Below are 21233 nucleotides of genomic sequence, written 5' to 3' on the forward strand. Positions count from 1 at the left end.
GCCGTCGCGTTACCCGTGGCGCAGGCTGGCGCGCAACGCGTGCGCCTTCTGCACCACCTCGTACGTGCCGGTCTCGTCCATCATCTGTTCGACCCGCTCGGGGTCGAGACCCTTGAGCCGCTCGGCGGCCTTCAGCATGTCCTGGTAGGTCGACTCGTGATCGCTCTCCGTCCCGTGGTACTCGGTGTGCAGGTAGCTGATCGCGTGCCGCTCGACGTTACGGACGGCCGTCTTCACCTTGCCCATGGGGCTAGCCAGCGACGCGACGACCGTGACGAGGAGCGATACGAGGATGACGATGAGCGAGTGGGAGATCTCGATCTCGAACACGGGCACCGGCTCGCCGCCGTTGATGAACGGGAGCTGGTTCTCGTGCAGGGCGTGCAGCACCAGCTTGACGCCGATGAAGCCGAGGATGAACGCCAGCCCGTAGTTGAGGTAGACGAGCCGGTCCAGCAGTCCGTCGATGAGGAAGTACAGCTGGCGGAGCCCCATCAGGGAGAACGCGGTGGCGGTGAAGACGATGTAGACGTTGGTGGTCAGGCCGTAGATCGCGGGGATCGAGTCCAGCGCGAAGAGGATGTCGGTGCCGCCGATCGCCACCATGACGAGCAGCATCGGCGTGAGCACGCGCTTGCCGTTCTCGTAGGTGAAGAGCTTGTCGCCGTCGTAGTGGTCGGTGGTGTGCAGGTACTTCTTCGCAAGCCGGATGATGAAGTTGTTCGCTTCGTCGTCGCCTTCCTTCTCCGGCGCCAGCAGCTTGCCTGCGGTCACGATGAGGATGAGGCCGAACAGATAGAACGCCCAGGAGAAGTTGTCGATGATCGCCTTGCCGGCGAAGATGAAGGCCGTCCGGGCGATGAGCGCGAAGACGATGCCGAACAGCAGGACCTTCTGCTGGTCCTCGCGCGGCACGGCGAAGCTCGAGATGATGATGAGGAAGACGAAGAGGTTGTCCACGCTCAGCGCCTTCTCGGTGATGTAACCGCCGAAATACTCCGCGCCCATCTGCGCGCCGCCGAACGCCCACACCAGGATGCCGAAGACGATCGCCAAACCGACGTAGATGGCCGACCAGATGGCGGCCTCCCTCAGCGTCGGGACGTGGGCCTTGCGCACGTGGAAGATGAAGTCGAAGGCGAGCAGTCCGAGGATCACGACGATGGTGATCCCCCATATCCACAGGGGGACGTTGGTCATTGGCAAACTCCTGGCCAGTAAAACGGGGGCTGACTTTGCCACCGGTACCCTTCAGGGCCAACGTCGATGACTCGCCTCAGGATACCCGCCGTCGTCGAACACCCGAAATGATCGACATTCTTCCGACAAGCGCCTGCGCGCGAACGGCCGGGTAGGGCCTCCTGGGATTGTCCGCGGCCGCCGGTACTCTGGGCAGGGTTCGACAGGGAGGTCACATGCGACGACGGCTACTCGCAGCGCTGCTGGCGCTGGCGACCCTCGGCTTCGGCTGCGCCCCCAGCGCCAACGACCCGACGCCGTCGCCCACCACCGCGACCGAGCGGCCGGCGGAAGTGCCGTCGGCTGAGGATGCAGCGGCGGCCCTGGTGACCGCGCTCAACTCGCGCGACGTCTCAGGGCTCCCGATGGTCCGCTCCGCCACCGCCGCACAGCAGGAGTTCGAGACGATCTTCGCGGGCATGGACGAGATCTACCCCGCCGTGGAGCTGGGCCGCATCGCGTATGCCGACACCGACGGCTGGATCGCCGAGGCGCAGCTGACCCACACCTACAACCTCGGCGAACAGGGCTGGACCTTCGAGGCGCCCGCCCGCTTCCGTCTGTCCAGCGGTCAGTGGCGCGTCGATTGGCAGCCGACGATCATCCATCCCGACCTCACGTCGCAGACCAGGCTCCGGCACACCCTGTCCGAGGCCAGGCGGGCACCGATCAACGACAACGAAGGCATCGCCATCGTCGAGGAGCGGTCGCTGTACCAGGTGGGCATCGACAAGACGCAGGTGCAGCAGGCCGAGTGGGCGCAGGCTGCGACCGACCTCGCCACGGCGCTCGGCGTGGACGCACCTGCCTTCACGGCAAGGGTGACCGGCGGTGGGCCGCGGGCGTACGTGGTGGCAGCGACGCTCCGCCAGGAGGAGATCCCGCCGGAGGTCACCAACGTGCCGGGTCTGCTGGTGCGCGAGGTGACCGGCGTCGTCGGTCCGGCGTCGGGCTTCGCACCGCACCTCATCGGTACGGTCGGCGAGCCGACGGCCGAGATGATCGAGCAGTCCGGCGGCGCGCTCACCGTCCTCGACCGGGTGGGTCTGAGCGGCCTCCAGGCCCGGTACGACGACCAGTTGCGCGGCGTCCCGCTGGTGCGGATCGACATCGTGGCGAGAGCCGACGCCGGAGGCGACGCTTCCGCCAGCCCCCAGCCGACCATCGAGCCAACACCCGTGTTCCAGCAGGACGAGAGCGTCAGCACCGGGCTGAACACTTCGCTGGATCGCGACCTCCAGACGCGGGCCGAGGAGGTGCTCAGCACTCAGGAGGGCATGGCGGCGCTCGTGGTGATCGACGTGAAGACGGGCGGGCTGCTGGTGGCCGCGCAGTCGCCGTCGGCCGGCACCTACCCCTACGTCACGTTCGGCAAGTACGCGCCGGGCTCCACCTTCAAGACGGTCTCTGCGCTGGCGATGCTTCGCTCCGGCCTCACTCCCGTGTCGACGGTCCAGTGCCCGTCGAGCCTGCAGGTCAGCAGCTACACCTTCGGCAACTATCCCGGCTACCCGTCGAGCGCTCTGGGTTCGATCCCGCTGACGACGGCGTTCGCGCAGTCGTGCAACACGGCGTTTGCGGGCGCGGCCAGCAGTGTGACGGGGGAGCAGCTCCAGGCCGCTGCCGGGTCGCTCGGAGTGGGCATCGACTACGACGCCGGGTTCACATCGAACTTCGGCACCGTCGAGCCGGGCAACAACATCGACCGGGCGGCGTCGATGATCGGCCAGGGTCAGGTGACGATGTCGCCGCTGGGGATGGCTGCGGTCGCCGCCTCCATCGCCTCGGGCAAGACGGTCATCCCATGGCTGGTCGAGGGGGTACAGGCCACCTCGACGGCGGCCCCACTGACGCCCAACGAGGCCGCGCAACTGCAGACGCTCATGAAGGCGACGGTCGACTCGGGCACCGCGTCGTCGCTCAAAGGACTGATGACGGGGGCCAAGACGGGCACCGCCCAGTGGGGACCGTCCAACGCGCTCCAGACGAGCGCGTGGATGATCGCCTACAACGACAACTACGCCGTGGCGTCGTTCGTCGAGGTCGGTGACTCCGGCGGCACGACCGCCGCGCCGTTGATCACCCAGCTGTTCACGCCTGCGGGGTAGCGACCGCCAGGAACGAGCGGCGACCCCCACGTCTCCCCGAGTAGCGCCCGCCAGGAACGAGCGGCGACCCCCACGTCTCCCCGAGTAGCGCCCGCGATGAACCAGCCGCGACCCCACGTCTCCCCGAGTAACGCCCGCGAGGAACCAGCCGCGACCCCACGTCTCCCCGAGTAGCGCCCGCGAGGAACCAGCCGCGACCCCACGTCTCCCCGAGTAGCGCCCGCGAGGAACGAGCGGCGACCCCACGTCTCCCCGAGTAGCGCCCGCGAGGAACGAGCGGCGACCCCCACGTCTCCCCGAGTAGCGCCCGCGAGGAACGAGCCGCGACCCCACGTCTCCCCGAGTAGCGCCCGCGAGGAACCAGCCGCGACCCCACGTCTCCCCGAGTAGCGCCCGCGAGGAACGAGCCGCGACCCCACGTCTCCCCGAGTAGCGCCCGCGAGGAACGAGCCGCAACCCCACGTCTCCCCGAGTAGCGCCCGCGAGGAACGAGCGGACGCGTATCGAGGGGCTCGCGAGGTGACCGCTCACCCCTGTCGTCGTCGTCCCGTGACGTCTGCACCTGCCGGCGTACTGGCGTCGAGCCGCTTGAGCCCGACGACACAGGCGACGATCCCGGCCAGGAACAGCGCCTTCAGCCAGCTGATCTCTTCCGCCCCGATGGCCACGGAGTAGGCGACCGTCAGCACGGTCCCGACGCTGGTCCAGACCGCGTACGCGGTGCCGGTGGGGATGTGCTTCATGGCGAGTCCGAGACCCACCACGGACAGCACCGTTGCGACGAGGAAGACGACCGTCGGGACGACGTTGGCGAAGCCGTCGGACGCCGAGAGAGCGTTGGCCCAGACGGCCTCGAGCACAGCGCTGACCAGGAGCAGCGGCCAGGCGAACCGGCTGGTCATGCGATCACCTTCAGCCCGATGACGCACGCGATGATTCCGGTGAGCAGCAGTACCTTCTTCACGCTGGCAGGCTCCACGCGGGTGAGCATGGCCCACACCACCGTCAGCGACGCACCGGTGGCTGTCCAGACGGCGTAGGCGGTACCGGTCGGCAGTGTCTGCAGCGCGATCCCGAGGCCGCCGAGGCTGAGGATCGACGCGACGACGAACACCGCCGTCGGGAGCGGGCGTCGGAGCCCGTTCGAGCGGCCCAGCGCTGTGGCCCACACCGCTTCCAGCACCCCCGACGCGATCAGAATGACCCAATCCATGAAGACTCCTTGTTCAGCGCTGGCCAGTCTTGTCTTCACCGGGTACTGATCCGTCGTCCGGGGCGGGTCGCCAGCATCCAGGCTAGCAAGCCGCGCCGTCGGGAAGGAATCTGCGACGATCGCAGACCGACGGCGACGCTAACGGAGCGAAGAGAACGCCAACGGAGCGTTGGAAACGCCAACGGGGAGACCGAAACGCCAATACAGACACCCCAACGCCAACGCAGATCGGAACTCGCCGACGATAACCGTCGACGCTGGCGAGATATCGGGGGCGAAGCTGGGTTTCGGGGGCGAGTCCGGGTTGCTGTTGGCGTTCTCCTCTGCGCGTTGGCGTTTCGGCCTGACTGACCAGGGTCAGCGATGACGTTACGGGCCCTTCGATACGCGACCGCTCGTTCCTCGCGGTAGCTACTCAGGGAGACGTGGGGGGCCCCTACAATCCCCGCGGCAGCTACCCAGGGAGACGTGGGGGGGCGCCGCACAACCCCCGCGGCAGCCACTCAAGGAGACGTGGGGGGCGCCGCACAACCCCCGCGGCAGCCACTCAAGGAGACGTGGGGGGCGCCGCACAACCCCCGCGGCAGCCACTCAAGGAGACGTGGGGGTCACCGCACAACCCCCGCGGCAGCCACCCAGCCTTCATGCCGGTGCGGGCGACGGGTGGGCGGCGGGTCTAGGCTGGCGGCGTGCTGGACCTGCTCGCCGACAACCCACTCCTGACGGTCTTCCTGGTCGTCGGGCTGGGCACGCTGGTCGGATCCATCCCGTTCGGCCCGATCCGCTTCGGGCCGGCCGGCGGCCTCTTCGTAGGACTCGCCGTCGGGGCCCTCGATCCACGGCTTGGCGAGAACCTCTCGCTCCTCCAGACGATCGGTTTGGCCCTGTTCGTCTACACCGTCGGGCTCGCCGGCGGTTACCAACTCGTGGCGACCTTTCGACGGCAGCTACCGACGTTGCTCGCCGGACTCGCGATCCTCGCGGCCACGGCTGGCGTCGCCGTCGGAGGCGGGATGCTCCTCGGCCTCAGCGCCCCCATGACAGCCGGCACGTTCTCCGGGTCGCTCACCGCCACCCCGGCCCTCGCCGCAGCGACGGACGCCTCGGGCGGGTCGGGCGAGCCCGCCGTCGGCTACTCGCTCGGTTACCCCGTGGGAGTCACGCTCAGCATCATCATCATCTCCGCCCTCGTCAACCGAACGTGGCCGGGCCGCCGCGACACCGCCCCACGCTCCGCCGGGGCGCTGGTCGCCCGCAGCGTCGACGTCAAGGTCGAGTCTCCCCTGACGTCGGTGCCGGGGTGGCGCGAGCAGACCATCACGATGAGCTACCTCGTCCGCGACGGCAGGGGTCGCGTCATCGGCGACGACGAGACGCTGAGGCCCGGCGACCATGTCCTCGTCATCGGCGACAAGGACGCCAGCGCCACCGCGGCTGAGCATCTCGGCGTCGAGTTGGCCGAAGCCCTCACCGATGACCGCACCGACGTCGACCACCGACGCTTCACCGTCTCCAACCACGACGTGGCTGGGCGCACCGTCGCCGACCTCGACCTCCCCCGCCGTCACGGCGGCCGCGCCACCCGTGTCTACCGCGGCGACACCGAGCTTCTCGCCCGCGACGATCTCGTCCTCGAGCTGGGCGACCGCGTGCTGGCCGTGTTCCCCAAGGGACGCCTGGATGCCGGGTTCTCGATCTTCGGCGACTCGCAGCGCCGGGTGTCCGAGATCGACGCGTTGACGCTCGCGATCGGCCTGGCCCTCGGGCTGCTGCTGGGCATCGTCCCGATCCCGCTCGGCGGCAACACGCTGCAGCTGGGTGCGGCGGCCGGGCCGCTCATCGTCGGGCTGGCGCTGGGCAGGCTCGTGCGGACCGGACCGCTCGTCTGGACCCTCCCCAACTCCGCGAACCTCACGCTCCGCCAGCTCGGTCTGTTCCTGTTCCTCGCTTGCGTCGGACTCGCCTCCGGTCCGGCCTTCGCCTCCACCGCGCTGACCGGGACCGGCCTCAAGGCGGGCCTTCTCGGCGGCGCCGTGACGCTGGCTGCGTGCGCGTTCACGTGGTTCGCCGGGCGCGCACTGCAGCTCTCCGCGCAGCGGACGGTCGGGATCATGAGCGGCGTCATCGGTCAGCCGGCGATCCTCGCCTTCGCCCAGTCCAAGAGCGACGACGAGCGGATCGAGGCCTCCTACACGTCGCTCTTCGCCGTCAGCACGGTGATCAAGATCGTCATGGCCTATCTGCTGGCCCTCCTCTGGTGATCCGCCCCCCGTTTAGTTGAATGCTAAACTGTTCGCCATGAGCTTTGAATTCGGCATTGACACCTTCGGCGACGTGACGGAGGGGCCCGACGGCAACCTCCTCCCCCACGACCAGGTGGTGCGCAACGTCGTCGACGAGGGCGTGCTGGCCGACGAGGTCGGGCTGGACGCCATCGGCATCGGCGAGCACCACCGCGACGACTTTGCCGTCTCCGCCCCCGACATGCTGCTGGCTGCCATCGCCGCCCGGACCGGGCGGATCAAGCTGGCGTCTGCCGTGACCGTTCTCTCCTCCGACGACCCCGTGCGCGTGTTCGAGCGCTTCTCCACCCTCGACGCGATCTCCGCCGGCCGGGCCGAGGTGGTCGTCGGCCGCGGGTCCTTCACCGAGTCGTTCCCGCTCTTCGGTTACAACCTGGGCGACTACGAGGACCTCTTCGAGGAGAAGATGGCCATGTTCGCGCAGCTGCGCCACGGCGGACGCCAGAGCTGGGAGGGCCAGCTCACCCAGAGCCTCGACGACGTCGAGCTCTACCCGACGCTGGCCAACGGTCCCCTGAAGACCTGGGTAGCGGTGGGTGGAAGCCCACAGTCCGTGCTGCGGGCAGCCCATTACGGCCTCCCGCTCATGCTCGCGATCATCGGTGGCCCGGTCGACCGGTTCGCGCCCTTCGCGGACCTGCACCGTCGAGCCCTCGACGAGATGGGCAAGGCTCCGCAACCGATCGGCTACCACTCCTACGGGTTCATCGGCCGCACCGACCAGGAGGCGCGGGAAACCCTGTACCAGCCGTGGCTCGCCCAGACCTCACGGATCGGCGCGGAACGCGGCTGGGGTCGCATCGACCGCGCCCACTTCAACAACGAAGCCGACCACGGCGCCATGGCCGTTGGGTCACCGGAGACGGTGGCGCGGAAGATCGCGCACGGGCTTCGCGCCCTCGGTGCGACGCGCTTCCAGTTGAAGGTGTCGACGGGTCGGCTCAGCCACGAGGCGATCCTCGACACCATCGGGCTCTATGGCACCGAGGTGGTCCCGCTGGTGCGCGACATGCTCGCCTGATCAGTCGGGCACGTACTCCAGCAGGTCGCCTGGCTGGCAGTCGAGCGCCGCGCAGATGGCCTCCAGCGTCGTGAACCGAACGGCCTTGGCGCGACCGTTCTTGAGGATGGAGATGTTGGGTAACGCCACTCCGACGCGTTCGGAGAGCTCCGTCACCGACATCTTGCGCTTGGCGAGCATGATGTCGAGGTTGACGACGATGGGCATCAGACCACCTCCGCCAGCTCATCGCGCATCTCCGTGGCTTTGACGAGCAGGCCGCGCATGAGCGCCATCAGGGTTGCTCCGGCGAGCGAACCCACCGACGCCACCATCCCGAGCATGCCGATCGGCGGCCCGCCGACGTCGACGAACCCGACGATCCACACGAGCGTGAACCCGGAGATCGCCGCCGCGACGAGGAACGCCACGATGATCGCGTCGACGTACCGCCACGCGCGGGCGGTGAAGACCTGGTCGCGGCCCACCATGCCCACCAGCACCCACATGCTGCCCAGCACCACAAGGGCGGCCACCATGAAGGTCTCCGTCAGGACGAGGGTGGGCCAGAACAGGTAGGACACTTCCGGGAACTCCTCCACCGCGCTCAGCCCGAACATGGGCAGCAGGCCGCCCATGATTGCCAGGGCTCCCAGGGTCATCACGACAATCAGGGCCCGCACGGCCCACACCAACCACTTACGCATGGTGGTTAGTCTACATCATGATAGTCGTTAAATGCATATCGTCATTCGTGAGACGCCTTTAACGTCTCCCCGAGTCGGGAGCGAGGAACAGCGAGGGTAACGGCCTCGTTGTTTACCGCCGTCCCCGACCACAAGGGCGGCGACCACAGTCACGGCCGTAACCCTTCGACAAGCTCAGGGACCAGGGGCGACAAGCTCAGGGACCTGATCCCTGAGCAGCTCGCGAGGAACGAGCGAGCGTCCGTCGAAGGGTAACGACCCCGTTCCCTACCGCCGCCCCCGACCACAAGGGCGGCGACCACCAAACACGGCCGTAACCCTTCGACAAGCTCAGGGATCAGAGGCAGCCGCAGGAGGAGCGCAGGACCAGGTCGGGGCGGAAGGCCTCAGCGGGACGACCCGGCGCGAACAGGCCCTCCACAGCGGCCCGCGCCAGCACCGCCATCGGGACCCCAGCGGTGGTGAGCGGCGGCACGGTGAACTTGGCCTCGGGCGAGCCGTCGAAGGAGGCGATCGCCATGTCCGCTGGGATGGACCGACCGAGGCCATGCAGCCCGGAGATCAACCCGATCGCCTGCTGGTCGGAGCCCGCGAACACCGCGGTGCAGTCCGGAAAGTCGGTCACCAGCCGCGTCGCAGCATCGCGCCCACCTGCGAGCGACCACGGGGCCCGGATCACGGCGTCGGTCGGCAGCCCGGCTGCGGCCAGCGCGTCCCGCCAGCCTCGGAAGCGGTCGTCGGTCAGCCCTCCGACCGGCCCCTCACCCCCGAGCACAAGGGCGACGCGGCGATGCCCGTGCACCTCGATGAGGTGACGGGTGGCGTCGAGGGCCCCGGAGTAGAAGTCGGGCAATACGGCCCCGTCGCCGGTCTCAGACGGCGCGAGGCTGAGCCGAACCATCGCAATCCCGTCACGGCGGAGGATCTCCTCCGCCGCCGCCTCCGGCACGGCCGCTGTGATGATCCCCGCCACGAGATGTCCGCTCAACGATTCGACGAGGGGCGCCAGTTGGCCCGCCCGCCCCTGGACCAGCACAAGGTTGACCCCTCTGGCCCGCGCCTCGGTCTCCACCGCCTGCGCCAACGCCGCGAAATACGGATTCCCCACATCCGGGACGATGAGGCCGACCAGGTCCGAGCGTCCCGTCGTCAACGAACGAGCGGCCGCGTTGGGCCGATAGCCGAGCCTGTCGATGGCGTCGAGCACCCGGGCCCGAGTGGCCTCAGCTACGGGCCTCGGGCCGTTGTTGACGACGTAACTGACCACCGCGACGCTCACGCCCGCCAGCCGTGCGACGTCGTCCCGCGTCACCCCTCGAGACGACCGCTCGCCGGCCTCGGCCATCGTCAGCGGCCCACGTCGTCGGACATCAGTCGACCGCCTCGACGAGGTAGAGCAGGGCGTGGTCGGGGAACATCAGCGACTCCATGACCCCGACGGAGCCCAGGACGCGGCCCGGCAGCACCACGCCCGCCTCCTCGGCGACCGGCACCAATCGCGGAGGGCGGCCGGCGGTCAGATCCACCGTCTCGGTGGACAGGTCACGCTCGACCCCCCACCACTTCGCTGGACGCAGACCCGACGGCACGCGCCCGACGAGGACCGGGGAGACGCGGTAACGACGATCGGGGTCAAGCCCGGGCATCCTGAGCCGACCGCGGAGGCCTGTCACATGCGTCGACACGGAGGCGAAGCTGTACAGGGCACTCGAGCGGTCCGGCGACACGACACCCGACGCCACCAGGGAGTCGTCGGGGAAGTCGACGCGCACGAGGTCGCCGCCGTGCAGCAGGTCGCGGTGCTCCTTGTGGAACTCCACCCACTCGGCGAGTTCGTCCAGTTCCCCGTCCGACGCGTTGCGCAGGTCCCATTCGATGCCGAGGTGTCCGAACAGCGCCGTCGCGCCGCGGAAGTTGAGCTCGTGGGTGCGGCCGGTGGTGTGGGACGTGCCGGAGGCGATGTGGGAGCCGAGCAGCTCCGGCGGCAGCAGTTGCTGCGTCCACCGCATCATCTGCTGGCGCTCCAGCGGATCGATGCAGTCGGAGACCCAGACCCGGTCGGTGCGCTGCAGGATGCCGAGGTCCACGCGGGCGCCGCCCGAGGAGCACGACTCGATCTCGAGGCCGGGATGCGCCGCCTTCAACTCGTCGATCAGCCGGTACACCGCTTCGGTCTGCGCGTGGACGCCCGCTCGGCCGGTGGTCCGGTTGCCGGCGTCGATGAGGTCACGGTTGTGGTCCCACTTGATGTAGCCGATGTCGTACTCGTCGAGGATCGCGAGCATCTGGTCGCGCACGTGGGCGTAGCACTCGGGGATGCCGAGGTTGATGACCTGCTGGTGCCGCGACTCCACGGGCAGCCGGTCGCCGGTGGCCATGATCCATTCGGGGTGGGCGCGGGCGACGTCGGAGTCCTCGTTGATCATCTCGGGCTCGAACCAGAGCCCGAACTGCATCCCGAGTTCTTTGACCCGGTCGACGAGCGGGTGCAGGCCGTCGGGCCAGACGTCGTCGGCGACGACCCAGTCGCCCAGGCCGGCGAAGTCGTCGCGGCGTGCCCCGAACCAGCCGTCGTCGAGCACGTAGCGCTCGACGCCGACCGCGGCCGCCTTCTCGGCGAGGTCGAGCAGCGGCTGGAGCGTGTGATCGAAGTAGACGGCCTCCCAGACGTTGATCGTCACCGGCCGCACCGACGTCGGATGGTTCGGCCGCGAGCGGAGGTAGCGGTGGAAGCGGCGCGCGACCTCGTCCAGGCCCCGGCCGTACGAGCCGTAGAGCCACGGGCTGGTGTAGTCGCCACCGGGCGCGAGCACGACTTCCCCTGGCAGCAGCAATTCGCCGCCGCCGATGACCTGCTCGCCGGTGTAGATGCGCTCGGCGTAGTGCGTGTGGTTGCCGCTCCAGCCAACGTGGACGCCCCAGACCTCACCGTCGGCGAAGCTGAACGACGGCGTGCCCGCGTGCAGCACGGTCGCGGCGTCGGCGCCCGTGCGGCCGTGGCGACCCTCGCGGACGTGCGCACCGACGCTGAAGTCGCGCCGTTGTGGCACGCGCTCCTTGGCCCAGCGGCCGGCCTGGTCCTGGAGTTCGGACGCGACGGTGGGGACTGGGTAGGCGATGACGAGGTCGTCGAGGCGGTAGTCGTCGTCGCCGACGTTCGTCAGGCGGGCCTGGGTGCGCAGGACGCCGCCCGCGGTCAGTTCGAGCGTCAGGGCCAGTTCCAGCCCGGCTTCCTCGTCGCGCGCCAGCACCTCGATCGCGGCGGTGCCGAGGGTGATGAGCTCAGCGTCGGTTTGCTGCTCGCCGTCGACGAGGAGGGTGTGCGTGACGAACTTCGGCGACCATCCCGACCCGTCGGCCCGCGCCCCGCTGAGCCCGGGGCGGCCGGTCCACCCGGCCCAGTGCTCCGGCAGCAGGGCAAGCCGGCTCGGCTCGTCGACGGTGCTGGGCGCGGCGGGCATCGCGGCGGTCAGCGCCATGGCGCGGACGTCGTCGATGGTCAGCTCACCGAGGTCGGGGCCCCAGTGGAGCAGCGCCGGAAGTCGACCGTCCGTCAGGTCGACGACGACGCTCACTCCGTCGGTGTTCAGGGTGACGAAGGCGTTGAGGCTCATGGGATCCCTTCCTTGGGGTGCGACGTCCGGGTTGTCTACTCGCGTAGATATAGGATGCACTGCGGCCGTGGCGAATGCAAACGCCCCGGATATGCGGCAGAGAGCGTCGCCCACCCGCCAACGGAGATTCGATCATGCCACCGATAATCAGCGACGCCCGCGAGATGTCGCGGGCGTCGCTGGATGTCGTCGGCGTCCGGTCCAGCCGGTTGGCGTTGGGTCGGGACCGTTGGCGTTGGGTCGGGACCGTTGGCGTTCGGTCCTACCCGTTGGCGTTCGGCCCAGACCGTTGGCGTTGCGTCGAAACCGTTGGCGTCAGGTCAAGACGGTTGGCGTCGGGCAGGTCCGACGACAGGGGCGTCGTCAGTCGGCGGTGATGAGCGTGCCGGGGAGCTCGTAGTTCTTCTGGTCAGGGGCGGTGCCGTTGGTCACCTGGTCCTCGACGAGTTCCGCGACCTTCGCGGCGATCGCCGGCCAATCCTGCTTGACGGTGGCGACGAACGGGCCGCCCTCCTCGATCGCGGCCAGCGCGAAGTCCTGACCGTCGACGCCGACGACGGGCACGCCGTCGACGCCGGCCGCCTCGAGCGCCTGGGTGGCCCCGAGGGCGGGCTCGTCCCAGCCGCCCCAGATGCCGGTCACCTCGCCGCCCCGGGCGGACAAGATGTCCTGCACGGAGGTGCGGGCGTCGTCGACGGGGCCGGGCACGTTGACGTGCTTCTCCTCCAGCACCGTGATGCCGGCCGCTTCGAACGCCTGGCGGGCGCCCTCGGCGCGGGCACGGACGCCGGGGTGGGGGTCGTGGGTCATCATCACCACCTGTCCCTCACCGCCCATCGCCTCGATGAGCGCCTTGGCGCTCTGGTCGCCGAGGTCGGCGTTGTCGCTGGTGACGTTGGCCGCGAAACCCTCCGCCTCGCCGGCGTCGATGGCGAACACCGGCACCTCCGCGTCGGCGGCGGCCTTGAGGCCGAGCGAGATCTGGGTCGGGTCACCCGTGCCGAGCACGATCGCATCGGGCTGCTGCGCGGCGGCGTCCTGGAAGGCGCTGTTGAGCTTGTTCATGTCGCCGGCGGTGTCGACGACGCTGACCTCCCAGCCGCGCTCCTCACCCTCGGCCGTGAAGAGGTCGATGACCTCCTTCGTGGCTGCGTTCGCGAGGTAGGGGGTGACGACGGTGACCGTCACGTCACCGCCCGCCGTGGTCTCCGCGGGATCGGGGGTGGTGGCCTCACCACCGCACGCGGTCAGGGTCAGGGCGCCGACGACGGCGACCCCGAGGGCAGAGAGAGAACGTCGTAGTTTCATGAGGTTGCCTTTCGGGAGGGATCCGCAACGCGGACCCGGTGGAGGTTGTGGAATGTCTGCGCCAGGGCCGGATAGACCTGGCGGTGGATCGAGATGAGCGGACCGTAGTTGGCCGATGATGGCACGGTCTCCTCGACCGCAGCGCCCTCACCAAGGAGCGGACGCAGCGAGTGCGCCAGCCCGAGCGCGCCGGCGGCCGAGCGTGCGGCCGAATGCGGACCCGGTTCCCCGGGCACGCCCGTGACGATCGTGGCGTCGAAGACGTCGGCCAGGATCTGCCGCCAGGCCGGGCTGGACGCCGCGCCACCGACGAGCGGGATGCGCCGCTGGTGGATGCCGAGCTCGTCAGCCGCGTGCCGGAGGCCGAGCGCGACGCCGGTCAGCACCGCGAGGTAGAAGTCGACGGCGCCCGTCGCCTCACTGGCCCCGACGAACGCTCCGCGGAACGCACCGTCGCGCACCGGGGTGCGCTCCCCCGCGATGCCGGGGAGGCACAGCGGCCGCCGGTCCAGCACGCCGACGGAGTCGGCCACCTCCCGCTCCGCGTCGTCGAACCTCCGCCCGGGCAGGAACGTCGCGAGCGCCCAGGCAGCGGCCGACCCCGCCGACTGCACCGAGCCGATCCGCAGCCGGCGCCGCCACCCCGGTAGAGCGAGCGAGTGAATGGGCGACGGCTCGTCCGGCGGGGTGTCGGTCACCCCGGCGAGCCATCCGGTGCTGCCCAGGTAGAGGTACGAGTCGCCTGGCTCGATGCCGACGATCCCGTCGGTGGTGGCCCCGGCGTCTCCCATCCCGAGCACGATTGGGACGCCCTCGCGCAGACCGAGGTCCGCGGCCGCCTCCCTGGAGACCTTGCCGATGACGGCGTCGGCCTCGCCGCCGAGCAATCGCGGCAGCTGGTCCGGGCGCGCCCCGGCGGCGGTGACGCCGTCGGTCAGCCAGTCCCGGGCCTGGACGTCCAGCAGACTGGTGGTCGACGCCGTCGTCAGGTCGCACGCCGCGCGTCCGCCGAGGCGGTACCCGACGTAGGCGCCGGCCCCGAACAGCAGACTCTCGGCCCGACGCAGCGTGTCGGGCTCGTGGTCGGCCAACCACGCGATCTTGGCCGCCACGTTCGTCACGTCGAGATGGTTCTCGACGCGCCGCTCCCAGTCCCCGACCTCCGCGGCCAGCCGGTCCTGCTGCGCTGACGCCCTCGTGTCGGAGTACAGCAGCGCGGGGCGCAGCTCGCGGCCCCCGGCCACGACGATGAGGTCCTGCATCTGCCCGGTGAGGCCGACGGCGTCGATCCGGTCCGCGATCCCGCACTCGGCGAGCGCGTCGCGGGCGGCCCGCCACCAGTCGGCCGGGTCCTGCTCGACCTCGCCGGAACGGCCGTGCGACGTGGGATAGGCGGCCTGGGAGCGTGCGACGACGGTGCCGTCGAGATCGACGACCACCAGCTTGAGGCCGGAGGACCCGAAGTCGAGGCCTGCAATGAGCGTCACGTCAGCGCCTCCGTCTGCTCAGCCGGCTGAGGCTCACCGCGAGCACGATGATGACGCCGGTGAGGATCTGCTGCACGTAGCTGTTGACCTGCATGATGTTGAGGCCGTTGTTGAGCACCCCGACGATGCCGAGGCCCACCAGCGTCCCGGCCACCAGTGGCTGGCCGGCGCGCGAGAGGGTGATGCCGAGGAACACCGCGGCGATCGACGAGAGCATGAGCGGGTCTCCGGCCGTCGGGTGCCCGCTCGCGAGCCGCGCCGTCAGCACGACGCCCGCCAGTCCGGACCCCAGCCCCGAGACCAGGAACGCGGAGAACCGGACGAGCCTGGTGTTGACGCCGGACAGCCGGGCGGCCTCCGCGTTGCCGCCGACGGCGTACCAGCTGCGGCCCAGAACGGTGGCCGACAGCAGGAACCACACCGCCGCGACGACGAGCGCGGCCACCACCACCGGCATCGGCAGCGGACCCAGCCGACCCTGGCCCAGCCAGACGAAGCCGTCGGGCAGGCCGAACACGGTGGCCCCGTTGGACAGGAGCAGCGCCAGCCCGGTGAAGGAGGTCATCGTCGCCAGGGTCGCGATGAACGCCGACAGACCGAGGTACGCCACGAGGAAGCCGTTGACCGCACCCGCCAGGAGGCCGACCAGCAGCGCGAGCAGCACCGCGGGCACGGGAGACATGCCCTGCACGAGCAGTTGGGCGACGATGACCCCGACCAGGCTGGCCAGGGCACCGACGGACAGGTCGAAGTCGCCCACCACCATGACCACCGTCTGCACGGCCGAGACCATCGCGAGGATGGCTATCTGCTCCAGGACGTTGGTGAAGTTGAGCGGGGTCAGAAACACCGCCGGCTTCAGCACCGAGAACAGCACGATCAGCCCCAGGAACCCCAGCAGGGTGCCGTAGGGGGCCAGCCGGGCGAGCCCGAGCCCGGGCCTCGCGAGGTGAGAGATCATCGGTCGGACTTCCTGTAGCAGAGGTGGGTGATGGACTCTTCCGTGGCTGTGGCGGCGTCGACGACGCCCGTGAGCCTGCCGTCGTGGAGCACGGCGATCTCGTCGGCGACCCCCAACAGCTCGGGGATCTCGCTGGAGACGACCGCGACCGCCACCCCCTCGTCGGCCAGCCGCCGGATGAGGTGGTAGATCTCCGCCTTCGTGCCGACGTCGATGCCGCGGGTGGGCTCGTCGAGCAGGAGCACGCTGGGCCGCCGTTCAAGGTAGCGGGCCAGCACCACCTTCTGCTGGTTGCCGCCGGACAGCTCGTTGACCCTCTGGCGGATGGACCTGGCGCGGATCTGGAGGTCGTCGACCAACCGCGACGCGGTGGCCGCCTCCCGCGACGGGCTGGCGACCCCGGCTGTGCTGAGCGAGGGATAGTTGCCGAGCGCGATGTTCGAGGCGATCGAGTGCGTCATCACCAGCCCTTGACTACGGCGCTCCTCCGGCACCAGCACCACTCCGGCCGACATCCGGGCCGCGATGCTGCGGCCGGTGAGGTCGTCGTCGCCGAGCAGCACGCGCCCGCGCTGGGCGCGCTCGGCCCCGGACAGGATGCGCAGCAGTTCGCTTCTGCCCGAGCCGGCGAGCCCCGCGATCCCGAGGACCCTCCCCCGGCGGAGCGTGAGGCTGACGTCGTCGACGGTGTAGCCCGCAACGCCGTCCGCGTGCAGCACCGGGTCACCCCCGCCGGTCGCGCGGTCCGGGAACAGCTGCCCCTGGGCGCGCCCGATCATGGCGCTGATGACCTGATCCTGATCGAGCTCGGCGATCGGTCGGGTCCAGACGTGTCGGCCGTTGCGCATCACGGTGGCCTCGTCGGCCAGCGCGAACACTTCCTCGAGCCGGTGCGACACGTAGATGATCGTCGTGCCCTGCTCCCGGAGCGACCGCAGGACGGCGAACAGCTGCTCCGTCTCGGAGTCGGTCAGCGACGCCGTGGGCTCGTCAAGGATCAGCACCCGCGCGTCGCGCACCAGGGCCCGGGCGAGCGCGACCATCGTCTGCTGCACGGCGGACAGTTCGCGGACGGGGACCCCCATCGGTAGCTTCTGGCCGAGCCGGTCGAGCTGGGCCCTGGCGTCGCGGCTCAGCACCCTGGGTTGGTGGAGCACTCTGCGGCCGGGGCGCTTCATTCCGAGGAAGATGTTCTCGGCGACCGACAGCGTCGGCACGAGGGTGAGCTCCTGCGGGAGCGCGATGATCCCGCTGGCCTGGCCTTCGCGCACGTTGCTCAGCTCCAGCGGGCTGCCGTCGAGCAGGACCTCGCCCTCGGTGGGTTGGATGACCCCGGACAGCATCTTGACGACGGTCGACTTGCCCGCTCCGTTCTCCCCCAGCAGCGCATGGATGGTGCCGGCGTGGAACTGCAGCGAAACGTCGTCGACGACGCGGACCGGGCCGTAGTCGCGGCTCAGCCCACGGGTGGAGAGGCGGGGTGGGGGCGTCCGCGTCACCGGCCGGCCTGACGGTGGTCGCCGGTGCCGCGGACGAAGGGAGTCGTCTCGTGGAGTGAGGTGTCCTGGGTGAACAGTTGCAGGGACAGTGGGGAATCGCCCGCCTCGCGCTCGGCCGCGATCACGACACGGTTGCCCGCCGTGAGCGCGCGGTCGTCAATCACTGCGTTGTTCTCCTCGCTGAAGGTGAGCCGCGCCGAGAGGAGCGCCGCCTCCCCCACCGTTCGGCGCAGGAGTCCGGCCGACTCCGCGTCGAGCTGGGTGGCCTGGACGGTCTCCGTGGCGCGTTTGATCCGGATGCCCAATTCTGAGTGAAGAACGTCGTACAGGGAGCGCGTCTCAAGCTCCGACGGCGTGATGCCGGCGGCGACGGCCGGCGGTAGGAGCGAGGTCTGCAGGACCAGAGGTTCGCCGTCGACGATCCGCAACCGCACCAGCTCGAAGGCCTTGGCCGTGGGCAGGCCCATCCGCTTCTGCTCGAGGGGGGAGATCTCGATCGGCCCGAAGCCGAGCACCTCGGTGCGTAGCGACATGCCGGCGGCGCTCATCTGCGCCGCGAAGCTGGCCAGCGGTCCCATCGGAAGCCGGTAGGAGCGGCTCTGGACGTAGGTGCCCTTGCCCTGCTCGGCGCTGAGTTTGCCCTGGTCGATGAGCAGCTGAATGGCCTGCCGGACCGTCATCACCGTCACCCCGAAGCTCTCGGCGAGTTCTTTCTGCGACGGCAGGTACTCCCCCGGCTTCAGCTCCTCCTCGGTGATCGCCTGCCCGATTGCGCGAGCGATGGCGATGTACTTGGGCAGCCCGTCGTCGCGGCTGAAGGAGAGGTGCTGGGGGCTCCAGACGGCGGGCTCACGGCGCATCGGGATGCTCCCCCAGCTCGGCGCGGCGCACGAGGACCGGGGCCACCTCGTCGACGATCGCCCCGACGTCGGCGGGGCGTTCGCCCGCCGCGGCCACCAGGCGGGTGCCGATGATGGCGCCGTCGGCACCGCCCGCCATGAGCGCGGCGACGTCTTCGCGGCCCCGCACCCCGAAGCCGACGCACACGGAGTAGGGCCGCCCGTCGAAGGCCTCGGCCAGTTCGCGGAGACGCTCCTGGGCTTTGTCGGGGTTGAACTGCCCGCCGGTGCGCAGCGCCGCGGACTGCAGATAGATGATGGGGTCGTCCGAGGTGGCGACGAGGACCGGCAGGTCCTCCTCCAGGTGGAGGAACACGACGACGTCGATCCCCAGCCGCGCCGCGCGGCGCGAGATGTCGAGCTGGTCAGCGACGCTTGCCTGGGGCAACAGGACGGCGTCGACGTCGGCGTCCTTGACGAGTTGGAGGAAGTCGTCGACGCTGACCCGCTCGAAGAGCGAGCCGTAGGCCAGCGCGATGATGCTGTCGTCGTCGTCACGCCGTGCGGACGCGGCGAGCTGGAGCGCGTCGCGCACCGTCGGCACGTGCCGGCTGCCCTCGGCGATGGCGGCCTTGATGAGCGGGCCGTCGAGGTCCGGCACCGGGGAGGGCAGACCGACCTCGAGCGCGTCGAGCCCGGCGTCGAACGCGGCGGCAGCGCTGGCCAGGAAGTCGTCCGGGGTCGGGTAGCCCGCCGGGAGGTACCCGAACAGGACGCCGCGTCGCTCCGCCTTGGATTGCGCGAACCTGCGCCTCAGTCGTGACGGCATCGCATCCTCTCCGCGGACGCCTCGTCGCGACCACTCACCTAGAAGACTAGAAGCCAACTGTCGCCTCGGTCAACCTCTGCGCATGGGCGCCGCCACCCGAAACCCCTGCTCAGAAGCCCTTGCGCATTGTTTCTGTTCGAGACGTGCTGTAGTTTCGCACTGGAAGATTACGCGCCCGCATTCAGCGGTTACGCGCAAATAAGGGGGATCATGAAAATCCGTAAGTCATTCATCGCGGCGCTCGCCGCCGCCGTCGGCACCTTCGGGCTCGTGGCCGTGAACTCGGCCAGCGCCGATCCGATCACCGTTGAGCACAGCCCGGAGGCCAACCAGGCCAGCTTCTGGGAGGACTACTTCGACGACGTCGAGGACATCGAGTGCGACAAGAAAGAGCCGGTCGATACGCCGTTCGAGGTACCGGCCGCGCCCGAGGATCGCGAGTGGCACGCCGTCATCGTGAAGGCGGGCGCTGGCGAGGACGCCAACGAGGTTTACCTCGATGTCGAGCAGGGCGACGAGATCAGCCACTTCAGCGGCAAGTCCAACTCGCACATCATCCTGTGCCACGTCCCCATGGACGAGACGACCCCGACGACCCCGGCTCCGACCACCCCGGCTCCGACCACCCCGGCTCCGACCACCCCGGCTCCGACGACCACCACCCCGGCTCCGACCACCCCGGCTCCGACCACCCCGGCTCCGACCACCCCGGCTCCGACCACCCCGGCTCCGACCACCCCGGCTCCGACCACCCCGGCTCCGACGACCAGCACCCCGGCTCCGACCGATACCCCGAAGCCCGGTCAGCCGACCAAGCCGACCCCGGTGAAGCCCGGGCCGCCCAAGACCGGTAACTGACCCACCACACACGAGAGCCCCAGCCGTCGGCTGGGGCTCTCGTCTGTGTGCGGGGCGTGTCCCGCGGGGATGGGAATCGAGTTGAGCAAATGAGATGGGTCAACACTGCGACACGCCGGTGTAACAGCGTTCCCGTTCGTTGACCCATCTCACTTGCTCAAGTTATCCACAGCCCAGGAACAACTCAGGCCGACGAGCGGACCACAAGGTGCATGGGCAGAAGGACGGGGTCGGGGTCGAGGCCGGAGAGCTTCGCCTCGAGCATCTCGACGAGCGCCTCGGCCAGCGCGACGAAGTCCTGCGCCATCGTCGTCAGGGGTGGCGATGTGGTGCTGGCCGCAGGAAGGTCGTCCATCCCGATCACGCGGACCTGCGACGGCACGTCGACGCCGCGCTCGCGCAGCGCGTCGAGGGCGGCGAAGGCGCTGAAGTCGTTGGCCGCGACGATGCCGTCAACGGCCGCCCGGGCGAGCAGCTCTTCGACGACGACGCGCGCCGTGCCGTAGGTGTAGTCGCCCTGCACAACCAGGTCGGGGTCGAACGCCTCACCCAGCGCCGCCTCGAATCCCTCCAGCCTGGGGTTCCGTCCCCCGGCGGGGGTCGGGCCGGCAATGTGGGCGATCCGCCTGCATCCCGCGTCCATCAGAAGGCGGGTTGCCCGCTCCGACGCCTCCCGGTCGTCCGCGCTGACGCAGCCAACCCGCGGCCCCAGCATCCCCGGGTACGCAGCCGCCGCCACGGGCACGCTCAGGGCGAGTTCCTCGACGAGCGCCGCCCCGTCGCCCAGCACGTTGAGCGCCAGCACACCGTCGACGTGCCCGCCGCGGACGAAGTCGCGGGCCCGGGCGTGTTCCTCCGCGTCGTCGGCCATCAGTAGCACCATCGTCGAGTTGAGCCTCCGGAGCGCGCGGCTGCACTCCTTGGCCATGATCGCGAAGACGGGATCGGCGAACAGCGACTCGACCGACGCCGGCAGCAGGAGCGCCACCGCGCCGGTTCGGCTCCCCCTCAGGCGCCTGGCGTGTGGATTGGCGGAGTAGCCGGTGGCGACGATCGCGCTCTCCACGGCCAGGGACGCGCGGGGGCTCACGTCCTTACCGCCGTTGAGGTATCTCGACACCGTGCCACGGGACAAGCCTGCCGCCCTGGCCACATCGTCGATCGTCGGCTTCACTGCGCTCCTCCTCCGACGCGCTTCCGGTCGGGTTGGGCTGATCCTAACGCTCGCCACATCCGCCGACGCAAAGTGGACAGCCCAGCTGATGGTC

Annotated in this window: 18 protein-coding genes and 1 riboswitch; of the genes, 4 read left to right on the forward strand and 14 right to left on the reverse strand. The window is 69.7% G+C overall.

Annotated elements, in window-relative coordinates; translation table 11 throughout:
* Positions 1–9: 9 nt before the first annotated feature.
* Entirely contained in the window at positions 10–1200 is a 1191-nt protein-coding gene (locus RPIT_RS13115) for a TerC family protein (RefSeq protein ID WP_077343859.1), read from the reverse strand.
* A 215-nt stretch (positions 1201–1415) separates the two neighbouring features.
* On the opposite strand from RPIT_RS13115, the gene RPIT_RS13120 reads away from it, so the two are divergent.
* Positions 1416–3347: a penicillin-binding transpeptidase domain-containing protein gene (locus RPIT_RS13120; RefSeq protein WP_077343860.1), complete on the forward strand. Its 1932-nt coding sequence runs from the start codon at positions 1416–1418 to the stop codon at positions 3345–3347.
* Positions 3348–3874: 527 nt separating this feature from the next.
* On the opposite strand, the gene RPIT_RS13125 is transcribed toward RPIT_RS13120, so the two are convergent.
* Positions 3875–4249: a DMT family transporter gene (locus RPIT_RS13125; RefSeq protein WP_077343861.1), complete on the reverse strand. Its 375-nt coding sequence runs from the start codon at positions 4247–4249 to the stop codon at positions 3875–3877.
* Positions 4246–4560, reverse strand: a complete 315-nt coding sequence (locus RPIT_RS13130) for a DMT family transporter (protein ID WP_077343862.1) — start codon at positions 4558–4560, stop codon at positions 4246–4248. Before RPIT_RS13130 ends, RPIT_RS13125 begins: the two co-directional genes overlap by 4 nt.
* 18 nt (positions 4561–4578) lie before the next feature.
* Positions 4579–4640: riboswitch (guanidine-III (ykkC-III) riboswitch) on the reverse strand.
* A gap of 609 nt (positions 4641–5249) precedes the next feature.
* Between RPIT_RS13130 and RPIT_RS13135 the strand changes: the two genes are divergently transcribed.
* Positions 5250–6821, forward strand: coding sequence for an aspartate:alanine exchanger family transporter (locus RPIT_RS13135; RefSeq protein WP_077343863.1), 1572 nt, complete (start codon positions 5250–5252; stop codon positions 6819–6821).
* A gap of 37 nt (positions 6822–6858) precedes the next feature.
* Positions 6859–7884: an LLM class flavin-dependent oxidoreductase gene (locus tag RPIT_RS13140; RefSeq protein WP_077343864.1), complete on the forward strand. Its 1026-nt coding sequence runs from the start codon at positions 6859–6861 to the stop codon at positions 7882–7884.
* Here RPIT_RS13140 and RPIT_RS13145 read toward each other — a convergent pair whose 3' ends face one another.
* The 10 genes from RPIT_RS13145 to RPIT_RS13190 form a co-directional block, all read right to left on the reverse strand.
* Complete coding sequence (locus tag RPIT_RS13145; protein WP_077343865.1) at positions 7885–8091, reverse strand: helix-turn-helix domain-containing protein; 207 nt, start codon at positions 8089–8091, stop codon at positions 7885–7887. It lies immediately after the preceding gene.
* A complete protein-coding gene (locus tag RPIT_RS13150) occupies positions 8091–8570 on the reverse strand; it encodes a DUF2975 domain-containing protein (RefSeq protein ID WP_077343866.1) in 480 nt (159 codons plus the stop codon). The genes RPIT_RS13145 and RPIT_RS13150 overlap by 1 nt, the downstream gene beginning before the upstream one ends.
* Before the next feature lie 337 nt (positions 8571–8907).
* Positions 8908–9882: a LacI family DNA-binding transcriptional regulator gene (locus RPIT_RS13155; protein WP_162274563.1), complete on the reverse strand. Its 975-nt coding sequence runs from the start codon at positions 9880–9882 to the stop codon at positions 8908–8910.
* Positions 9883–9940: 58 nt separating this feature from the next.
* Entirely contained in the window at positions 9941–12184 is a 2244-nt protein-coding gene (locus tag RPIT_RS13160) for an alpha-galactosidase (protein ID WP_077343868.1), read from the reverse strand.
* A gap of 363 nt (positions 12185–12547) precedes the next feature.
* On the reverse strand, positions 12548–13492 hold the full coding sequence (locus RPIT_RS13165; protein WP_077343869.1) for a sugar ABC transporter substrate-binding protein: 945 nt from the start codon (positions 13490–13492) through the stop codon (positions 12548–12550).
* Entirely contained in the window at positions 13489–14979 is a 1491-nt protein-coding gene (locus RPIT_RS13170; RefSeq protein ID WP_077343870.1) for an FGGY family carbohydrate kinase, read from the reverse strand. The genes RPIT_RS13165 and RPIT_RS13170 overlap by 4 nt, the downstream gene beginning before the upstream one ends.
* A gap of 1 nt (position 14980) precedes the next feature.
* Positions 14981–15940 carry an ABC transporter permease gene (locus RPIT_RS13175; RefSeq protein ID WP_077343871.1) on the reverse strand — a complete coding sequence of 320 codons (960 nt, stop codon included), beginning with the start codon at positions 15938–15940 and terminating at the stop codon, positions 14981–14983.
* Positions 15937–17439 (reverse strand): sugar ABC transporter ATP-binding protein, encoded by a 1503-nt coding sequence (locus RPIT_RS13180; protein ID WP_077343872.1) that lies wholly within the window; start codon positions 17437–17439, stop codon positions 15937–15939. The genes RPIT_RS13175 and RPIT_RS13180 overlap by 4 nt, the downstream gene beginning before the upstream one ends.
* On the reverse strand, positions 17436–18299 hold the full coding sequence (locus tag RPIT_RS13185; RefSeq protein WP_077343873.1) for a GntR family transcriptional regulator: 864 nt from the start codon (positions 18297–18299) through the stop codon (positions 17436–17438). The genes RPIT_RS13180 and RPIT_RS13185 overlap by 4 nt, the downstream gene beginning before the upstream one ends.
* Positions 18289–19107 (reverse strand): tryptophan synthase subunit alpha, encoded by an 819-nt coding sequence (locus RPIT_RS13190; RefSeq protein ID WP_077343874.1) that lies wholly within the window; start codon positions 19105–19107, stop codon positions 18289–18291. The genes RPIT_RS13185 and RPIT_RS13190 overlap by 11 nt, the downstream gene beginning before the upstream one ends.
* 210 nt (positions 19108–19317) lie before the next feature.
* Between RPIT_RS13190 and RPIT_RS15455 the strand changes: the two genes are divergently transcribed.
* Positions 19318–19965: a hypothetical protein gene (locus RPIT_RS15455; RefSeq protein WP_193432230.1), complete on the forward strand. Its 648-nt coding sequence runs from the start codon at positions 19318–19320 to the stop codon at positions 19963–19965.
* Between the two features lie 184 nt (positions 19966–20149).
* Here RPIT_RS15455 and RPIT_RS13200 read toward each other — a convergent pair whose 3' ends face one another.
* Entirely contained in the window at positions 20150–21139 is a 990-nt protein-coding gene (locus RPIT_RS13200; protein ID WP_162274564.1) for a LacI family DNA-binding transcriptional regulator, read from the reverse strand.
* Positions 21140–21233 lie beyond the last annotated feature (94 nt).

Origin of the sequence: Tessaracoccus flavus, from assembly GCF_001997295.1 — a bacterium.
GTDB classification, from domain to species: Bacteria; Actinomycetota; Actinomycetes; order Propionibacteriales; family Propionibacteriaceae; genus Arachnia; species Arachnia flava.

Coding starts and splice junctions, on each gene's coding strand:
- RPIT_RS13115 (WP_077343859.1), bottom strand. CDS start 1,200: ATGACCAACGTCCCCCTGTGGATATGGGGGATCACCATCGTCGTGATC.
- RPIT_RS13185 (WP_077343873.1), bottom strand. CDS start 18,299: ATGCGCCGTGAGCCCGCCGTCTGGAGCCCCCAGCACCTCTCCTTCAGC.
- RPIT_RS13130 (WP_077343862.1), bottom strand. CDS start 4,560: ATGGATTGGGTCATTCTGATCGCGTCGGGGGTGCTGGAAGCGGTGTGG.
- RPIT_RS13140 (WP_077343864.1), top strand. CDS start 6,859: ATGAGCTTTGAATTCGGCATTGACACCTTCGGCGACGTGACGGAGGGG.
- RPIT_RS13190 (WP_077343874.1), bottom strand. CDS start 19,107: ATGCCGTCACGACTGAGGCGCAGGTTCGCGCAATCCAAGGCGGAGCGA.
- RPIT_RS13165 (WP_077343869.1), bottom strand. CDS start 13,492: ATGAAACTACGACGTTCTCTCTCTGCCCTCGGGGTCGCCGTCGTCGGC.
- RPIT_RS13150 (WP_077343866.1), bottom strand. CDS start 8,570: ATGCGTAAGTGGTTGGTGTGGGCCGTGCGGGCCCTGATTGTCGTGATG.
- RPIT_RS13160 (WP_077343868.1), bottom strand. CDS start 12,184: ATGAGCCTCAACGCCTTCGTCACCCTGAACACCGACGGAGTGAGCGTC.
- RPIT_RS13175 (WP_077343871.1), bottom strand. CDS start 15,940: ATGATCTCTCACCTCGCGAGGCCCGGGCTCGGGCTCGCCCGGCTGGCC.
- RPIT_RS15455 (WP_193432230.1), top strand. CDS start 19,318: ATGAAAATCCGTAAGTCATTCATCGCGGCGCTCGCCGCCGCCGTCGGC.
- RPIT_RS13120 (WP_077343860.1), top strand. CDS start 1,416: ATGCGACGACGGCTACTCGCAGCGCTGCTGGCGCTGGCGACCCTCGGC.
- RPIT_RS13145 (WP_077343865.1), bottom strand. CDS start 8,091: ATGCCCATCGTCGTCAACCTCGACATCATGCTCGCCAAGCGCAAGATG.
- RPIT_RS13125 (WP_077343861.1), bottom strand. CDS start 4,249: ATGACCAGCCGGTTCGCCTGGCCGCTGCTCCTGGTCAGCGCTGTGCTC.